Annotated in this window: 15 protein-coding genes and 1 pseudogene; 13 read left to right on the top strand and 3 right to left on the bottom strand. The window is 72.4% G+C overall.

Annotated elements, in window-relative coordinates; genetic code table 11:
* Window positions 1–19: 19 nt before the first annotated feature.
* From H9L22_RS08570 to H9L22_RS08550, 5 genes are all read left to right on the top strand, one after another.
* Window positions 20–1,099, top strand: coding sequence for a mannose-1-phosphate guanylyltransferase (locus H9L22_RS08570; protein ID WP_187722362.1), 1,080 nt, complete (start codon window positions 20–22; stop codon window positions 1,097–1,099).
* 19 nt (window positions 1,100–1,118) lie between these two features.
* Window positions 1,119–1,727 carry a hypothetical protein gene (locus tag H9L22_RS08565; protein ID WP_187722361.1) on the top strand — a complete coding sequence of 203 codons (609 nt, stop codon included), beginning with the start codon at window positions 1,119–1,121 and terminating at the stop codon, window positions 1,725–1,727.
* A 76-nt stretch (window positions 1,728–1,803) separates the two neighbouring features.
* Window positions 1,804–2,058, top strand: coding sequence for a WhiB family transcriptional regulator (locus tag H9L22_RS08560; RefSeq protein WP_187722360.1), 255 nt, complete (start codon window positions 1,804–1,806; stop codon window positions 2,056–2,058).
* A 46-nt stretch (window positions 2,059–2,104) separates the two neighbouring features.
* Complete coding sequence (locus tag H9L22_RS08555; RefSeq protein ID WP_187722359.1) at window positions 2,105–3,994, top strand: glycosyltransferase family 2 protein; 1,890 nt, start codon at window positions 2,105–2,107, stop codon at window positions 3,992–3,994.
* A gap of 1,092 nt (window positions 3,995–5,086) precedes the next feature.
* Window positions 5,087–6,322 (top strand): DUF5719 family protein, encoded by a 1,236-nt coding sequence (locus H9L22_RS08550; protein ID WP_187722358.1) that lies wholly within the window; start codon window positions 5,087–5,089, stop codon window positions 6,320–6,322.
* A gap of 9 nt (window positions 6,323–6,331) precedes the next feature.
* Here H9L22_RS08550 and H9L22_RS08545 read toward each other — a convergent pair whose 3' ends face one another.
* A complete protein-coding gene (locus H9L22_RS08545) occupies window positions 6,332–6,685 on the bottom strand; it encodes a metallopeptidase family protein (protein ID WP_226966229.1) in 354 nt (117 codons plus the stop codon).
* A gap of 115 nt (window positions 6,686–6,800) precedes the next feature.
* Between H9L22_RS08545 and H9L22_RS08540 the strand changes: the two genes are divergently transcribed.
* From H9L22_RS08540 to ahcY, 6 genes are read left to right on the top strand one after another with little or no spacing between them, the layout of a single operon-like run.
* Window positions 6,801–7,172: a DUF3499 domain-containing protein gene (locus tag H9L22_RS08540; protein WP_226966228.1), complete on the top strand. Its 372-nt coding sequence runs from the start codon at window positions 6,801–6,803 to the stop codon at window positions 7,170–7,172.
* A 23-nt stretch (window positions 7,173–7,195) separates the two neighbouring features.
* Entirely contained in the window at window positions 7,196–8,542 is a 1,347-nt protein-coding gene (gene manB / locus H9L22_RS08535) for a phosphohexomutase domain-containing protein (protein ID WP_187722356.1), read from the top strand.
* A gap of 59 nt (window positions 8,543–8,601) precedes the next feature.
* The gene (locus H9L22_RS08530) at window positions 8,602–8,793 is read left to right on the top strand and encodes a Trm112 family protein (protein ID WP_187722355.1); all 192 of its coding nucleotides are present in this window, start codon (window positions 8,602–8,604) and stop codon (window positions 8,791–8,793) included.
* An 8-nt stretch (window positions 8,794–8,801) separates the two neighbouring features.
* Entirely contained in the window at window positions 8,802–9,824 is a 1,023-nt protein-coding gene (locus tag H9L22_RS08525; RefSeq protein WP_187722354.1) for an SIS domain-containing protein, read from the top strand.
* Between the two features lie 10 nt (window positions 9,825–9,834).
* Window positions 9,835–10,272, top strand: a complete 438-nt coding sequence (locus H9L22_RS08520) for a type II 3-dehydroquinate dehydratase (protein ID WP_226966227.1) — start codon at window positions 9,835–9,837, stop codon at window positions 10,270–10,272.
* A gap of 37 nt (window positions 10,273–10,309) precedes the next feature.
* Window positions 10,310–11,707, top strand: coding sequence for an adenosylhomocysteinase (gene ahcY, locus H9L22_RS08515; RefSeq protein WP_187722353.1), 1,398 nt, complete (start codon window positions 10,310–10,312; stop codon window positions 11,705–11,707).
* Between the two features lie 16 nt (window positions 11,708–11,723).
* Here ahcY and H9L22_RS08510 read toward each other — a convergent pair.
* A pseudogene (locus tag H9L22_RS08510) lies at window positions 11,724–11,965 on the bottom strand (DUF3039 domain-containing protein).
* Window positions 11,966–12,030: 65 nt separating this feature from the next.
* On the opposite strand from H9L22_RS08510, the gene H9L22_RS08505 reads away from it, so the two are divergent.
* Window positions 12,031–13,374 carry an MFS transporter gene (locus H9L22_RS08505; RefSeq protein WP_187722352.1) on the top strand — a complete coding sequence of 448 codons (1,344 nt, stop codon included), beginning with the start codon at window positions 12,031–12,033 and terminating at the stop codon, window positions 13,372–13,374.
* 49 nt (window positions 13,375–13,423) lie between these two features.
* On the top strand, window positions 13,424–13,684 hold the full coding sequence (locus H9L22_RS08500; protein WP_187722351.1) for a metal-sensitive transcriptional regulator: 261 nt from the start codon (window positions 13,424–13,426) through the stop codon (window positions 13,682–13,684).
* A 26-nt stretch (window positions 13,685–13,710) separates the two neighbouring features.
* On the opposite strand, the gene H9L22_RS08495 is transcribed toward H9L22_RS08500, so the two are convergent.
* Window positions 13,711–15,327: an FAD-dependent oxidoreductase gene (locus tag H9L22_RS08495; RefSeq protein WP_187722350.1), complete on the bottom strand. Its 1,617-nt coding sequence runs from the start codon at window positions 15,325–15,327 to the stop codon at window positions 13,711–13,713.
* Window positions 15,328–15,459 lie beyond the last annotated feature (132 nt).

The following is a 15,459-nucleotide window of genomic DNA, read 5'->3' as shown; positions in this document are numbered from 1 at the left end:
GCTCCGGTACCGTGCCTCCATGCGATTTGTCGTGATCATGGCCGGCGGAGCCGGCACCCGCCTGTGGCCGCTGTCGCGTCAGGGGCGGCCGAAGCAACTGCTGGAGATCGTCGATGGGAAGTCGCTGCTGCGGCTCGCCTACGAGCGCGTCAGCTCGCTGGTGCCCGACGACCGGATCCTCGTCTGCACCGGCCGGGTCCACGCGGATGACGTCGCGGCCCAGCTCCCGGAGCTGGCCGCCGGCAACATCCTGGGCGAACCGGAGGGCCGTGACTCGCTCAACGCGGTGGCCTGGTCGGCCGCCGAGGTCGCCCGGCGCGACCCTGACGCCGTCGTGGCCATGGTCACCGCCGACCAGGTGATCACGCCCGTCGACGAGTTCGCCCGCTCGCTCGACGTCGCGTTCACCGTCGCCGAGGCACACGACGACGCCCTGGTCACGCTGGGCGTCGTGCCGACCTCGCCGCACACCGGCTACGGCTACCTGCACAAGGCCGACGAACTGCCCGGGTTCCCCGGCGTGCACGCCGTCGCCGAGTTCAAGGAGAAGCCCAGCGCCGAGGTGGCCGAACGGTACGTCGCCAGCGGCGAATACTGGTGGAACGCCGGCATGTTCGTGTGGCGGGCGGAGACTCTGCTCGGCCAGCTCGACGAGCTCCTGCCCCGCACCGCCGACACCGTCCGGCAGATCGTCGCGGAACCCGAGCGCCTCGATGAGCTGTTCCCGACCCTGCAGAAGATCTCCGTCGACTACGCCGTCATGGAGCCCGTCTCGCAGGGGGCGACCGGTGCCCGGGTCGTCAGCGTGCCGCTGGCCATCGACTGGCGCGACGTCGGCGGCTACCTGTCGCTGGCCGACCTCCTGTCCACCGACGAGAACGGCAACCGCGTCGACGGCCGCACCGTCACGCTGGGCTCGTCCGGCTGCATCGTCGTCAACACCGCAGGCCCCGCCCATCTCGTTGCCACGCTCGGCCTCCGCGACACGCTCGTCGTCGCCACGGGCACGGCGACGCTGGTCGCCGGGCTGGGGGAGACGGAGCGGGTGAAGGAGCTGGTCGAGCTCGTGCGAACCCGGGTTGGGGCAGAATTTGCCTGACCGGCGGAGGGAGCAGGCGATGACCACGTCCCGCAGCGTCGACGTCGCCACCGGGGCGATCGTCGGCGTGCTGATCGTCGCGGGCATAGCCGAGACGGCGGCCGCAGTCGCCGGCGTCGTCACCGGCTACGGCCCACGGAGCGCGCTGGCGCTGGCCCAGCCCGCTGCGCTGCTCGGGCCCACCCTGGCCGTCGTCGTCGCTTCCCATGGCGGGCGGGTGGCCAGGATCGCGGCCCTCTTCGCCGCGGTTGCCGCGCTGGCCGTCCGGATCGGGGGCGCCGTGCTGCTCACCCGCGCCCGGTGGGCCGGGGACATGGCCGACGTCGTCAGCGCCGTCGCCGGGTGTCTCGTCGGGCTCGCGCTGGTCGCCTGGGCCCTGGTCAGGGTGCAGCGCAACCGTGACCTGGCCACGGCGCAGCCGGAGCCGGCGCGCTATCCGGGGCACGAACTGATCGGGGTGGTCGAGCCTCCGCAGTCAGCGTCGCCGGGCCCCGCCGTCTCCCCATCGACCCCGGTCGCGGCGCCGCAGCCCGCGTCCCACGGTCAGTGGAGGACGGCGACCACGCCGTGGCCCCGCGCCGACGAGGACGATCCCCACGGCACCCTGATCCGGCCTCCCCGTCGCTGATCTGCGCAATACTGCCTATCCACTTGACCGATCAAAACCACTCGTGTGTAATTCAGCCAGAAGGGAGGGGTCGAGCATGGACGACGCGTGGCAGCTTTTAGCTGACGACGGCGCATTCGCCTGGCAGGCGGAAGCACTCTGCGCCCAGACCGATCCCGAGGCCTTCTTCCCCGAGAAGGGCGGCTCCACCCGCGACGCCAAGCGCGTCTGCCAGGGCTGCACCGTCCGCGATGAGTGCCTCGAGTACGCACTGGCCCACGACGAGCGCTTCGGCATCTGGGGCGGGCTGTCCGAGCGTGAACGCCGCAAGCTGAAAAAGGCGGTCGGCTGACCGCGCTGGTAGTGTCGGAGCCCTGTCTGGACCGACTGGAGGACCAGTGACCGAAGAACCGCAGCACGGGGCCCTCGACGACCTCTGGTCGTGGATCGACCAGGAGGACTCGGTATTCGACGTCCCCGCTGTGCCACCCTCCGACGTGACCGCAGTGATGGTCGTCACCGACGCCGCGGAATGGTTGCCGAGGCAACTGCACGCGCTCGAGCGACTCGACCCGCGCCCCGGAACCATCATCGCCGTCGATGCCGCCTCCACCGACGACTCCCTCGCGCTGCTGCAGGCCGCCCACGAGGACGGCGTGCTGACCCGCGTCGTGGAAGCCGGGGAACGGGTCGCCTTCGGCGCTGCGGTGGAACTGGCCCTGACCGACACCGAACCGGAATGGCTCTGGCTGCTGCACGACGACTCCGCCCCCCACCAGGGAGCGCTGGGGGAGTTACTCGAGGGGGCCCGCCGCGCCGACGTCGTCGTCCCGAAGCTCCTCCAGCCCAAGCGACGCAACTACCCGGAGACGCTGGCCGAGGCCGGACAGACCATCACGGGCGGGGGGCTGCGGGTTCCGCTGGTCGAGGTCGGCGACATCGACCAGGGCCAGCTGGAGTCGACCGAGGTGCTCGGCGCCTCCACGGCCGGGCTGCTGATCCGCGGAGAGGTGTGGCGGGAGGTCGGCGGGCTGGCGCCGGAGCTGCCTCGTCACCGCGACGGCGTCGAGTTCGGCTGGCGGGTCAACGGACACGGCTACCGGGTCCTGACCTGGCCTGAGGCGGCCCTCAACCACCTCGAGGCGGGTCGCACCGGGCTGCGCCCCCACGACGAACACCCCCATGTCGCGGACCGGGTGGCCGCGCTGCGGATCGCCGCGGCCCGCGGTGCACGGCGCGGCACGCTGGGCGTCGCCTCCGTCCTGCGCGCCGCCGGCTTCCTCATCGCCAAGAGCCCCGGCCATGCCGCCGCCGAGCTGCGGGCCCTGCGCCGCTACGGGGCGGATCCGGCGTTGCTGGACGCGCTGCGCGCACGCATCCCCGAGGAGGACGTGACCCCGCCGGAGCTCCTGCCGCAGCGGCTGTGGCCGCTCCGGCACGCCCTCGACAGGTTCGGCGGCGGTGTCGCTGAGCGCTACCGCGACCTCGCCGACTCCCCGCCCGCCGCCTCCATCGACGAGCTGACCGGTGACGACTTCGCCGGCGGCGTCACCGAGCGGCGCCGCGTGCCGGCGCCCGCCATCCTCTTCGGCGTGCTGATCGTAGCCGCACTCGTGGCGGGACGCACCCTGTTGGGCCTTGGCCCCGTCTCCGGCGGGGGCCTGCTGCCCGCACCCGGGAGCTTCGGCGCGGCCTGGAACGCCTATCTCACGGGCGACGCCCCCTGGCTGGGGTTCGCCTCGATCGCCTCCCTGGCCGGGCTCGGGTTCCCCGGCTGGTTCGCATTCCTCGCGCTGCTGACGACGCCTCTGCTGGCCGCGGGGGCGGTGCTGTCGCTGATGCGGCTCCTCGACGTCCCGGGCGTGCCCGCCGCCGTCATCAGTGCCTGCTGGGGTGGAGGGGTGATCCTCCTGGGTCTCGTGACGGCCGGCGATGTGACCGGCATGACCCTCGCCGTCGTCGGGCCGCTGCTGGCGCGCTCCGTGATCCGGATCGCGAGCTCGGATGCGACCGGGCGGAGCGGCTCCGTCTCCCGGCCGGTGCCGCGCTCTGGCTCACCATCGCCAGCGCCGTCTGGCCCGCCGCGCTCCTCTTCGCCACGCTGCTCGGCGGCTGGGCGCTGCTGCGTCACCGCGGCCGCGTGGCGGAGGTCCTCGTCGCGCTGCTCCCCGCCTGGGCCTTCCTGGCGCCCTGGCTGCCGACGCTGGCCCGCCACCCCGGTCGGCTCCTCACCGGCGTCGACCCGTTGGCCTGGCCCGAGATTCCGCCCGCCTCCTACGCGCTGCTGATCGGCCGCATCCTGCCCTCCGGGCTGCCGCTGTGGGCGAACGTGGCCTTCTTCGCGATCATCGGAGTGGTGGCCGCGGTCGCCATCGGCAGGCTGCACGGGTGGCGGATGTGGGTCGCCGTCTCCCTCGTGGCCGGCCCGCTGCTGCTCGGCACCGTCCTGTCCCGGCTCACCGTCGGCCTCGACGGCGGGGTGGCCCGTCCCCTGCTGTCGCCGTGGGCGCTGCTGGCGCTGGCCGCCATGCTGGCCCCTGTCGCCTGGCAGGCCGGGCGCCGCCCCGCCGGCACCCGGTGGGCGCAGATCGCGCTGGGCGCCGCCGCGGCCGTCGCGATCGGATCCTGGGCCGTCGTCGGCTTCGCGGGTCCCGTGGAATCGCGCACGAGCGAACTGCCCGGATACGTCCGTGACGTGGTCGTCTCCGAGCGGGACTCGCGGGTGCTGCTCGTCGATCTCGGCTCCGACGGCACCGTCTCCTGGAACATCGTGGACTCCCGTCGACCGCAGTGGGGCTCCGGCGAGACCGATCCGGCCGGCGGCTTCTCCGAACAGTTCAGCGGCATCGCCACCTCACTCGCGACCGATGCGCCGCCCGCCGATCTGGCGGAGCGGCTGCGACTCCTCGGCGTCTCCCACCTGTGGCTGCGCGGCTTCGAACCCCAGCAGCGCTCCACCGTCGACAACCTCGAGGGCCTGCTGAGCGCCCCCACCGGCGGGGCCGCCACCGTCTGGACCGTCACGGACAGCCCCGCCCGGGCGTTCCTCGTCGGCGTCGACGGCTCCTACCTGCCGATCGTCGACAACGTGGTCCCCGACGGGGCCGCGGACAGGACGCTCTGGCTGGCGGAGGAACCAGGTGCGTCGTGGACCGCCAGCGTCGACGGCCGGACGCTCGACGTGACGTCCGGCCCCCGAGCGCCGAATACGACCTGCAACTGATCGGGTTCACCCTCGGTGCCGACGGCGGAGAGCTGGAGTTGGAGCCTGTGACGCACGACTGGCGCTTCGGCTGGCATCTGCTGATCGGGCTGGGCCTCATCGTGCTGGCTGCGCCGAGCCTCGGCGGTGCCGGTGGAGCCAGGAGAGGGGCGAACTAATGCGCCGCATCATCATGAGCTTCGTCTCGCTCGCCGTCGTGGTCGGGGCGGCCTTCGGGCTGACCTTCATCACGCCGCTCCGCCGTCCACCGGCCGCGGCCGTCGACCTGCCCCGCACCACGGAGCAGGTCTGCCCCACCGCAGGAACGGTCCTCAGCGTCGGCGAGGGGGACCTCACGCACGCCGCCATCGGCGGCGCCCCGGTGACGGCGCGCGCGACGGGATCGTTCCAGGCCGAGGCGCCGGTCCAGCTGCGCGGCGAGGCGCCCCTTGTTGCCGGCGTCGTCGGGTCGGGCACCCCGCAGACCTATGCCGCCTGTGCCTCCCCGGCCACCGAGGCCGTGCTGCTGGTCGCCGACCCGGCGACCACCGAGCTGAGCCTCATCAACAGCGACACCGGGGAAGCGGCCGTCGACCTGACGCTGCTCGGGCCCGAGGGTGAACTGACGCCCGTCGGAGCCAGGGGCATCGCGATCGCACCGGGCGTGACGCGGAAGGTGGCCCTCTCCGTGCTGGCCCCTGCCGGGCCCGTCGGCGTCCTCGTCACCGCCAGCCAGGGGCGGGTAGCCGCGACCCTGGTGAACGTCGAGGGGCGCCCCGCGACCGTCGCGGTGGCCGCGGACACCGCCACCGACCATGTGATCCCCGCGGTGCCGGCGGCCGCCGACGCGGCGCGCCTCCTGCTGACGAACCCGACCGAGAACCGGCTGGAGGTCTCCGTCGAGGCGCTCGGCACGGGCGGACGCTACGTGCCGGCAGGCGCCAGCGACATCTCGCTGCCCGCCATGTCCACCGTCGCCGTCGACCTGACCGGGGCACTGTCGGGGGAGGCCACCACGATCCTGGTGCACGCCGACGCGCCCATCGGCGCAGCAGTGCTGACCCGCACGGGCTCCGGCGCGCCCGCCACGCTGACGGCGCGGGAACCGTCCGCCAGGCTGGGCGTCGCCACGCCCGGTTCCGGCTCGCTGCTGCTGTCCAACCCGCAGGCCGCGCCGGCGGCGGTGCAGGTCGTCTTCGCCGACGCCCCGGCCATCGAGGTCACGGCGCCGGCCGGAGCCACGACGGCAGTGGCTGTGCCAGAGGGGGAGTCGGTGCTTGTCGCGGTCGTGGCGGACAGGGACATCGTCGCTGCCGTCGCCGTGCCGGCCACCGGCATCGTGGTGCCGCTGGCACGCAACGAGGTGGAGCCGCAGGACCCGGGCACCGTGCAGCTGGATCCTGGGCTGCGCTGACGCGCAGCGTCAGTCGTCCCACCCCTCCTCGCCGCCGAGCTCGGCGATGCTGCGCCCCGTCAGCGCGCTGAGCTGCTCGACGATGGTCTGGTGGACCAGCCGACGCAGCTCGCCGCGCGATGTCGCCCGCAGCTCCAGCGGCCTCTCGAAGATCACGATCTGCGCCCGACGGCCCCGCGTCGGTTCCAGGGCGGCGGACAGCGGCACCCGTTCACCCGACCAGGCGACGTTCAGGTTCGGGACCTCCTCGACGCCGACCACGACGCCGGTGAGGGCGTCCGGGGCTGCAACGCCGATGAGCGCCATCGCCTCGGTGACGCAGCTGTTGAAGAAGTCGACCCGGCTGGGGCGTTGCAGTGGCACCGGGCGCCCCGACAGGGGATTGGGCGCAGCCAGTGGCCCGCGGATCCCGCGGCCATGTCGGTCTCGTGAGCGTGGCATGCCGCAACTCTAGTGAAGGGTCGGCTAGGTTGCGCTGGTGCGTACCTGTTCCCGGACCGCCTGCCGAGCACCCGCGGTGGCGACGCTGACGTTCGTGTACGTCGATTCCACCGCCGTGCTGGGGCCGCTGTCGATCGAGCCGGAGCCTGGCGCCTACGACCTGTGCCTCCGCCATGCCGAGCGCACGAGCGTGCCCCAGGGGTGGCAGGTCCTCAAGCTTCCCCTCGACGGCAGACCGGACTCCGCGGTGCCCCCGTCCGACGACCTGATGGCGCTGGCGGACGCGGTGCGCGCCATCGGCCTGCGCTACGACGACCCGCAGCCGACGGCGACGGCACCGACACCGCCCGCCGACCTGCAGGAGCGGGGCCGAGGTGGGCACCTGCGGCTCGTGGGCACCGACGACTGATCCGCGGCCGGTAGTCTTGGCTGGTGCTTGATCCAGTCATCTTCAAGGCCAACGACATCCGCGGCGTCGTCACCGGCGACGCACCCGAGTGGGACCTCACCGGCGCCAGGCAGCTCGGCGCGGCGTACGTGGGGCTGCTGGATATCGATGAGTTCGTGCTGGGCCGTGACATGCGGGTGCTCGGTGCCGAACTGGCCGCCGCCTTCATCGACGGGGCCCGCCGCGCCGGCGCCTCCGTCATCGACCTCGGCCTGACGTCGACCGACGAACTGTGGTTCGCGTCCGGCTGGCGCCGCCTTCCTGGGGTGCAGCTGACCGCCAGCCACAACCCTGCGGCCTACAACGGCATCAAGTTCTGCCTCGCCGACGCCCGCCCCGTCCCGCCCGACTTCATGGAGCGGCTGCGTGACCGCGCCGCCGACGTCGTCATCGGCGACGAGGTGCGCGGCGGCTACCGGACGCTCGACGCGCTGGCCGCCTACGCCGACCGGCTGGGGGAGCTGGTCCCGCAGCGCGGCGACCGCGGCCTGACGGTGGTCGTCGACGCAGGCAACGGCATGGCGGGCCACACGGCCCGCACCGCGCTGGCCGGCCGGTCCCTCGAGCTCATCGGCCTGTACCTCGACCTCGACGGCACCTTCCCCAACCACCCCGCCAACCCGCTGGAGCCGGAGAACCTCGTCGACGCGCAGCGCGCCGTCCTTGAACACGGCGCGGACCTGGCTCTCGTCTTCGACGGGGACGCCGACCGCTGCTTCATCATCGACGAGACCGGTGCCGTCGTCGACCCGTCCGTGGTCACGGCCATGATCGCGGTGGCCGAGCTGGCCAGGCATCCCGGCGCGACCATCGTCACCAACACCATCACGTCGCGCTGCGTCGCGGAGGCCGTCGAACGGGCGGGCGGGCGGATCGTCACGTCCCGGGTCGGGCACACGTACGTGAAGGCGTTGATGGCCCAGGAGGACGCCGTCTTCGGCGGCGAACACTCCGCCCACTACTACTTCCGCGAGTTCTGGTCCGCCGACACCGGCATGCTGGCGGCCCTGCACGTCATCGAACTGCTCCGCGAGTCGGGCCGGCGGCTGTCGGAGCTGGCCGCGGTCTACGACGGCTACGCCCGCTCCGGCGAGATCAACTCCACCGTCGCCGACGCCGCGGCGTGTCAGGAGAGGGTGTCCGCCGCCTTCGCCGGCCGCGCCACGGCCGACGATGTCGACGGGCTGACGCTCCGCGACGAGGCGGCCGGCTGGTGGGTCAACCTGCGGCCCAGCAACACCGAACCCCTGCTCCGGCTCAACGTCGAGGCCCGCGACGAGGCCACCATGACCGCGCTCCGCGACGAGACCCTCGCGCTGGTCCGCGGCTGACGCCCACCTGTGCACCACCGTCACGCGATAGGCTCGCAACCACCACCCCAGGAGGATCCATGGCAGACGATCAGCTGCAGCTCTCGCCCGAGTTTCTGTCCATCGCGGCCTGCCCCGCGTGTCACGCCAAGTTCGCCGTCGACTACGACGCGCAGGAACTGGTGTGCACGAACCAGGCGTGCGGACTGGCCTATCCGGTGCGCGACCAGATCCCCGTGCTGCTGATCGACCAGGCCCGCAGCACGCTGTGAACAGGCCGATGTTCGACGACTCGCTCCTGGAGTCGCCCGACCTCGAATCGCACGAGGGCCTGCGCCGCCTCGCTTCCACGGGCGCGAGGATCCGGCGGGCGGCGCTGGAGAACCCGGTCGGTCGACTCGAGCGCGCCGACCGTCCCCGTGGCGTCCTTGCCCTGGGCAGCGAGGCCCGCCTCGTGCGCGCCGTCCTCGAACCCGTCTGCCCCGTCCCGTTCATGGCCTGGCCGGGGCCCGACCTGCCCGCGTGGATCGGACCGCTCGACCTCACCGTCGTCCTCGGCAACCGGCAGTCGCCCGAGTGGGTCGTCGCGTGTGCGGCCGAAGCCGCCCGCCGCGGCGCGTCGATGATCGTCGCCGCGCCCCCGGAGTCGCCCATCGCCGCCGCGACCGCCTCCAACGCCACCACGCTCATCCCGACCTCCGAGGCCGACCCGATGGCCGCCGCCGTCGCCGTCTTGACCCAGCTCGGTGCCCTGGGGCTGGGGCCGGTGGTCCACACCGGCCACGTCGCCGACGCGGCCGACCTCGTCGCCGAGGCGTGCGCGCCGGGCCGCGACCTGGCCGTCAACCCGGGCAAGACCCTCGCCCTCGAACTGGCCGACGGGCTTCCCCTGATCTGGGGAGGCAGCGTGCTGGCGGCCAGGGCGTCGCGGCGCATCGCCGAGGCGATCCGGCGCGCCACGGGGCGCCCCGCGCTCGCCGCAGACGCTAGCGAACTGGCGACCCTCCTGTCCGCGGTGAAGGCCCGCGATCCGTTCGCCGACCCCTTCGAGTCGGAGGCCGAGGTCCGGCCCGTCCTCCTCATGCTCGACGACGACGGGCCGCAGAGCCGGCTGAGGGAGCTGGCACGCTCCCTGCGCGACCGGGCCGAGGCCGTCGGGGTGCGCGTCGCCAGGATCTCGTCGGGCGACGGCGAGGTGGAGCTGCGGGCCGGCGACGTCGAACGGTACGTGACCCTCCTCCAGCGCGGCCTCTACGGCGCCGCGTATCTGGAGATCGGACTGGGCCGGCCGGACGTCGGCTGAGACTGGCAGGATGACACCCATGCGCAAGGTCTACGTCCTTAACGGCCCCAACCTCGGCCGGCTCGGGACCCGTCAGCCCGACGTCTACGGCGCCACCACGCACGCGATGCTGGCCGAGCACCTGGTCGCCACCGGCGAGGGGCTCGGCCTGCAGGTCGAGGTGCGCCAGACCGACGACGAGGCCACCATGATCGGCTGGCTGCACGAGGCGGCCGACGACTCCGCCGATGTCGTGCTCAACGCCGGCGCGTGGACGCACTACTCGTACGCCGTCGCGGACGCGGCCGCGCTCGTGCCCCGCTACGTGGAGCTCCACATCTCCAACGTGCACGCGCGGGAATCCTTCCGGCACGCCAGCGTCCTGTCGGCGGGTGCGGCGGGCATCATCGTCGGCTGCGGCGTCGGCGGCTACGACCTGGCGCTGGCCCACCTGGCGGCCACCGCCTGAATAGGGTTCCGCGGCGGCCGGTGGGTAGAGTGGCCGCGTGGATTTCCGTGTAGCTGACCTGTCCCTCGCCGACTTCGGGCGCCGGGAGATCACCCTCGCCGAGCACGAGATGCCCGGCCTCATGGCGATGCGCGAGCGCTACGCCGCCGCGCAGCCGCTGAAGGGTGCCCGCATCGCCGGCTCCCTGCACATGACCATCCAGACGGCCGTGCTGATCGAGACGCTCGTCGCGCTCGGCGCCGAGGTCCGCTGGGCCTCCTGCAACATCTTCTCCACCCAGGACCACGCGGCCGCCGCGATCGCCGCAGCCGGCATCCCGGTCTTCGCCTGGAAGGGCGAGACGCTGGAGGAGTACTGGTGGTGCACCCGCCAGATCCTGGACTGGCCGGACGGCCGCCTGCCCAACATGATCCTCGACGACGGCGGCGACGCCACCCTGCTCGTGCACCAGGGCGTCGCGGCCCAGCGTGCGGGTCAGGCCCCGGCCGACGCCGAGGGCGACTCGCACGAGTTCTCCGTGATCAAGGCGCTGCTGCGCGAGACGCATGGCCAGATCGACTGGGCCGCCATCGCCGGCTCCGTGCAGGGCGTCACCGAGGAGACCACCACCGGCGTCCACCGTCTCTACGAGATGGCCCGCGAGGGTGCGCTGCTGTTCCCCGCCATCAACGTCAACGATGCGGTCACCAAGTCGAAGTTCGACAACAAGTACGGCTGCCGCCACTCGCTCATCGACGGCATCAACCGCGCGACGGACGTGCTGATCGGCGGGAAGGTCGCGGTCGTCTGCGGCTACGGCGACGTCGGCAAGGGCTGCGCCGAGTCGCTGCGCGGCCAGGGCGCCCGCGTCATCGTCACCGAGGTCGACCCGATCTGCGCGCTGCAGGCCGCCATGGACGGCTACCAGGTCGCCACCCTCGACTCCGTCGTCGAGACCGCCGACATCTTCGTCACCGCCACGGGCTGCTGCGACGTCATCACCAACGAGCAGATGGCGCGGATGAAGCACCAGGCGATCGTCGGCAACATCGGCCACTTCGACAACGAGATCGACATGGCGGGCCTCGAGTCCCGCACCGACGTCACGCGCATCGAGGTCAAGCCGCAGGTGCACGAGTGGCGCTTCGCCGACGGGCACTCGATCATCGTGCTGTCCGAGGGGCGGCTGTTGAACCTGGGCAACGCCACGGGGCACCCGTCGTTCGTGATGAGCAACTCGTTCACCAACCAGGTGCTGGCCCAGATCGAGCTGTTCACCAAGCCGGAGGAGTACCCGGTCGGGGTCTACGTGCTGCCCAAGCACCTCGACGAGGAGGTCGCCCGGCTGCACCTCTCCGCGCTGGGGGCCGAGCTCAGCGAGCTCAGCGACAGGCAGGCGGCCTACCTGGGCGTGCCGGTGTCCGGCCCGTTCAAGCCGGACACCTACCGCTACTGACGGCGGGCCCGGGCGGTCACTCGCCCGGGTTCATCGACTGCCAGATCTCCTTGCACTCGGGCACACGGGGAATCTGTCGGGGTTCTTCGTCGGCACCCAGACCTTGCCGCACAGCGCGACGACTGGAGTACCGTTGACCATCGCGGCCATCAGCTTGTCCTTGGGCACGTAGTGCGAAAAGCGGTCCTGGTCGCCGTCCTCGAAGAGCTCAGTGCGTTCGTCGACAACGGTCTGGGAGCCGGGGGCCAGTTCACTCATGCGCCGAGTCTACGCCGGAAGGCGGCGGGACCCGGCCAGCTACGACAGTCGGAAGGGGAGTCGCCGTGGGCGCCGTCGGCGGTAGGACACTGATCGTCGGGATCATGCTGTCCGTCTTCAGCATGGCGTTCCAGTCGATCGGCATCGCCACGGCGCTGCCGACGGTGATGGACGACTTCGACGCCAGGTCGCTGTACCCGTGGGCCTTCACCACCATGGTCTCCGGCATGCTGGCCGCCACCATCCTCGCCGGGCCCATCGCCGACAGGCGGGGCCCGCGGGCGCCGATCCTGGCCGGCTTCGCCATGTTCGCCGTCGGGCTCGTCCTGGGCTGGATCGCCCCCGACGTGTGGGTGGTCCTCGCGGCCAGGGCCGTGCAGGGCATCGGGGCAGGGGCCCTGAACCTGGGCCTGGCCGTCGTGCTCGCACACGGCTTCCCGCCCGCTGAACGTGCCCGTGCGATGGCGCTCGTGTCGTTCTGCTGGCTGCTGCCTGCGTTCGTGGGGCCGCCCTTCGCGGCCTGGCTCACCCACTACGACTGGCGCCTCGTCTTCGCGAGCATGCTGCCGCTCGTCGCCGTCGCCTTCCTCCTCACCCGCCCGGGGGTGCGGGCGGTGCAGGCTGCCTTCGTGCCGGATGACGGCGACGTCGCGCACCCGCACGTGAGCGCCACCATCGCGGTCACCCTGGCGCCGTCTCTCATCCTCCTGGCGGGGCAGGGGCTCGGCTGGGTCAGCGTCGCGTGCGCGGGTGTGGGCGTCGCGGCGCTGGGCTGGGGGCTGCCCAGGATCCTGGCGCCGACCGCCCGCGGATTCGGGCCCGGCATCCCGAGCGTGGTGCTGACCAGGGCGATGCAGGCCGGGTCCTTCTTCGCGGCCGAGGCCATGATCCTCGTGGTGTTGCAGGACCTGCGCGGCTACACCCCGTTCGAGGTGGGGCTGGCCCTGACGGTCGGCAGCATCGGCTGGACGACCGGGTCCTGGCTGCAGGCCCAGCGGTGGCTGCGCATCGACCGCGACGCCTACGTCTCCATCGGCGCGGTCCTCTCCGCGGCCGGAGTCGTCTTCCTCACGGCGTTCGCCTGGTTCGACACCATCCCGCTCGCCGCGGGCCTGGTCAGCTGGGTCGTGGCCGGCCTCGGCATGGGGCTCACGATGCCCAGCTCGGCCGTCGCCGTGATGAGCCTGAGCTCGGACCTGGAACAGGGCCGCAACCAGTCGTCGATGCAGGTGGCCGAGTCGGTGGGCAACTCGGTGATCACCGCCGTCGCCGGCGGGATCTACGCCGCGCTGCTGTCGACCCGGCCGGAGGCGCTCGGTTACACGGCCGCGCTGGGGGCCGCGAGCGTGACGGCGCTGGCCGCCGTCGGGCTGAGCCGACGCATCGGGCGGATCCCGAACGAGCTCTGAGGCTTGCCCGTTGGATACACTGGGGGGTATCCAAAACGGGGAGGCAGATATGCAGCTGGAGACGGACGCCATGGTCGCGGTGGTGAAGCGACTGCGACGCGCTGAGGGGCAGATCGGCGGGATCATCCGCATGATCGAGGATGGCCGCGAGTGTCAGGACATCGTGAACCAGCTCGCCGCCGTCTCCAAGGCGATCGACCGTGCAGGCTTCGCCACCATCGCCGTCGGCCTGAAGCAGTGTGTGGAAGACGGCGAGGCCGGTGCACCCGACCTCGCCGCCATGGAGAAGATGTTCCTGTCGCTCGCCTGAATCAGGCGGTGGCTGCCTCCCATGAATCAGGCGGTGGCTGCCTCCCACGTGCGGTAGCCACCGTCGAGGTTCAGCGACCGCCGCCCGGCCGCGTGCAGGATGCGGGAGGCAGTGTGCCCGCGGACCCCGACCGCGCAGTGCACGATGAGGTCGCCGTCGGGGAGCTCAGACAGCCGGTCGCGCAGCTCGTCGACGGGGATGTTGATGGCGCCCGGGATCGCCCCGTCCGCGAACTCTCCTGCGGAGCGCACGTCGATCAGCGAGGCGCCGGCGGCCAGCGCCCCCTCCAGCTCGTGCCACTGGATGGACTCCATGAGCCCCTCCCGCAGGTTCTGGGCGACGAAGCCCAGCATCGTCACCGGATCCTTCGCCGACCCGAACTGGGGCGCGTACGCCAACTCGAGATCCGCGAGCCCGCTGGCCGTGATCCCGCCTGCCATGGCGGTGGCGATGACGTCGATCCGCTTGTCCGCGCCCTCCTCGCCGACGGCCTGGGCTCCCAGGATGGCGTCGGTCTCGGGGTCGACGAGCAGCTTGATGGCGAGCCCGGACGCGCCCGGGTAGTAGCCCGCGTGGTTGGTGGGGTGCGTGTGGATGATGCGGTGGGGGCGGCCGGCGGCGACGAGGCGCTTCTCGTTCCAGCCCGTGACGGCGGCCTGCAGGCCGAACACGCCCACGATCGCGGTGCCCGAGATCCGGCGGAACGGGAGCGCGGCGCCTGCGATGTGGTCGGCGACCCGCCGTCCCTGCAGGTTGGCCGTGTTGGCCAGGGGGACCAGCACTTCGGAGCCGTCCAGCGCGTCGCGCTTGGCGACGGCGTCGCCGACGGCGTACACGTCCGGGGCGCTCGTGCGGCCGAAATCGTCGACGAGGATCGCGCCACCGCGGCCGAGCGTGAGGCCGGCGGTCTCAGCCAGCCCGCTGTCCGGCCGGACGCCGATCGCGGCCAGGACCAGGTCGGCATGGATCTCCCCACCGTCGGCGAGACGGACGCCGGTGGGGGAGACCTCGGCCACCGCCACGCCGAGACGCAGGTCGATGCCGTTGTCGCGCAGTCTGCGGTGCACCAGTTCGGCCAGCTCGGGGTCGAGCGGGGCCATCGCCTGCGGCGCGGCCTCGAGGACCGTCACGTGCAGGCCGCGGTGCCGCAGGTTCTCGGCGATCTCGAGCCCGATGAAGCCGCCGCCAATGACGGCCGCGGAACCGGAGGTGGCGACCTTCGCAGCCAGGGCGTCCATGTCCTCGACGTTGCGCAGGGCGTATGCGGTGTCGATCCCGGGGATCGGCGGGCGCACTGGGGCGGCGCCGGGGGCGAGGATCAGGCGGTCGTAGGTGATCTCGGAGGTCTCCCCGGTGACGACGTTGCGGACGGCCACGGTGTGGCGGTCCGGGTCGATCGAGACTGCCTCGGTGCTGACGCGCACGTCCAGCCGGAACCGGGCCGCGAGCGACTCCGGCGTCTGCAGCAGCAGGGAGGCGCGGTCCTCGATGACGCCACCCACGTGGTACGGCAGCCCGCAGTTGGCGAAGGAGACGTACGACGTGCGCTCCAGCACCACTATCTCGGCCGCTTCGTCGAGCCGCCTCAGCCGTGTCGCCGCGCTCATTCCGCCGGCGACCCCTCCAACAATCACAGTTCTCATGGAGCTATCATATACCCCCCAGGGTATAAAGCGGCGATCGGTGCTCAGGTCGAGCGGAGCGCCTGGGCGGGCTCGACACCCGCCGCGCGGAAGGCGGCCAGCGTGGACGCTGTGGGGTGATGTGCACGAATC

Origin of the sequence: Tessaracoccus defluvii (genome assembly GCF_014489575.1) — a bacterium.
GTDB lineage: Bacteria > Actinomycetota > Actinomycetes > Propionibacteriales > Propionibacteriaceae > Arachnia > Arachnia defluvii.
This window is presented reverse-complemented; position numbering and strand designations above follow the sequence as displayed.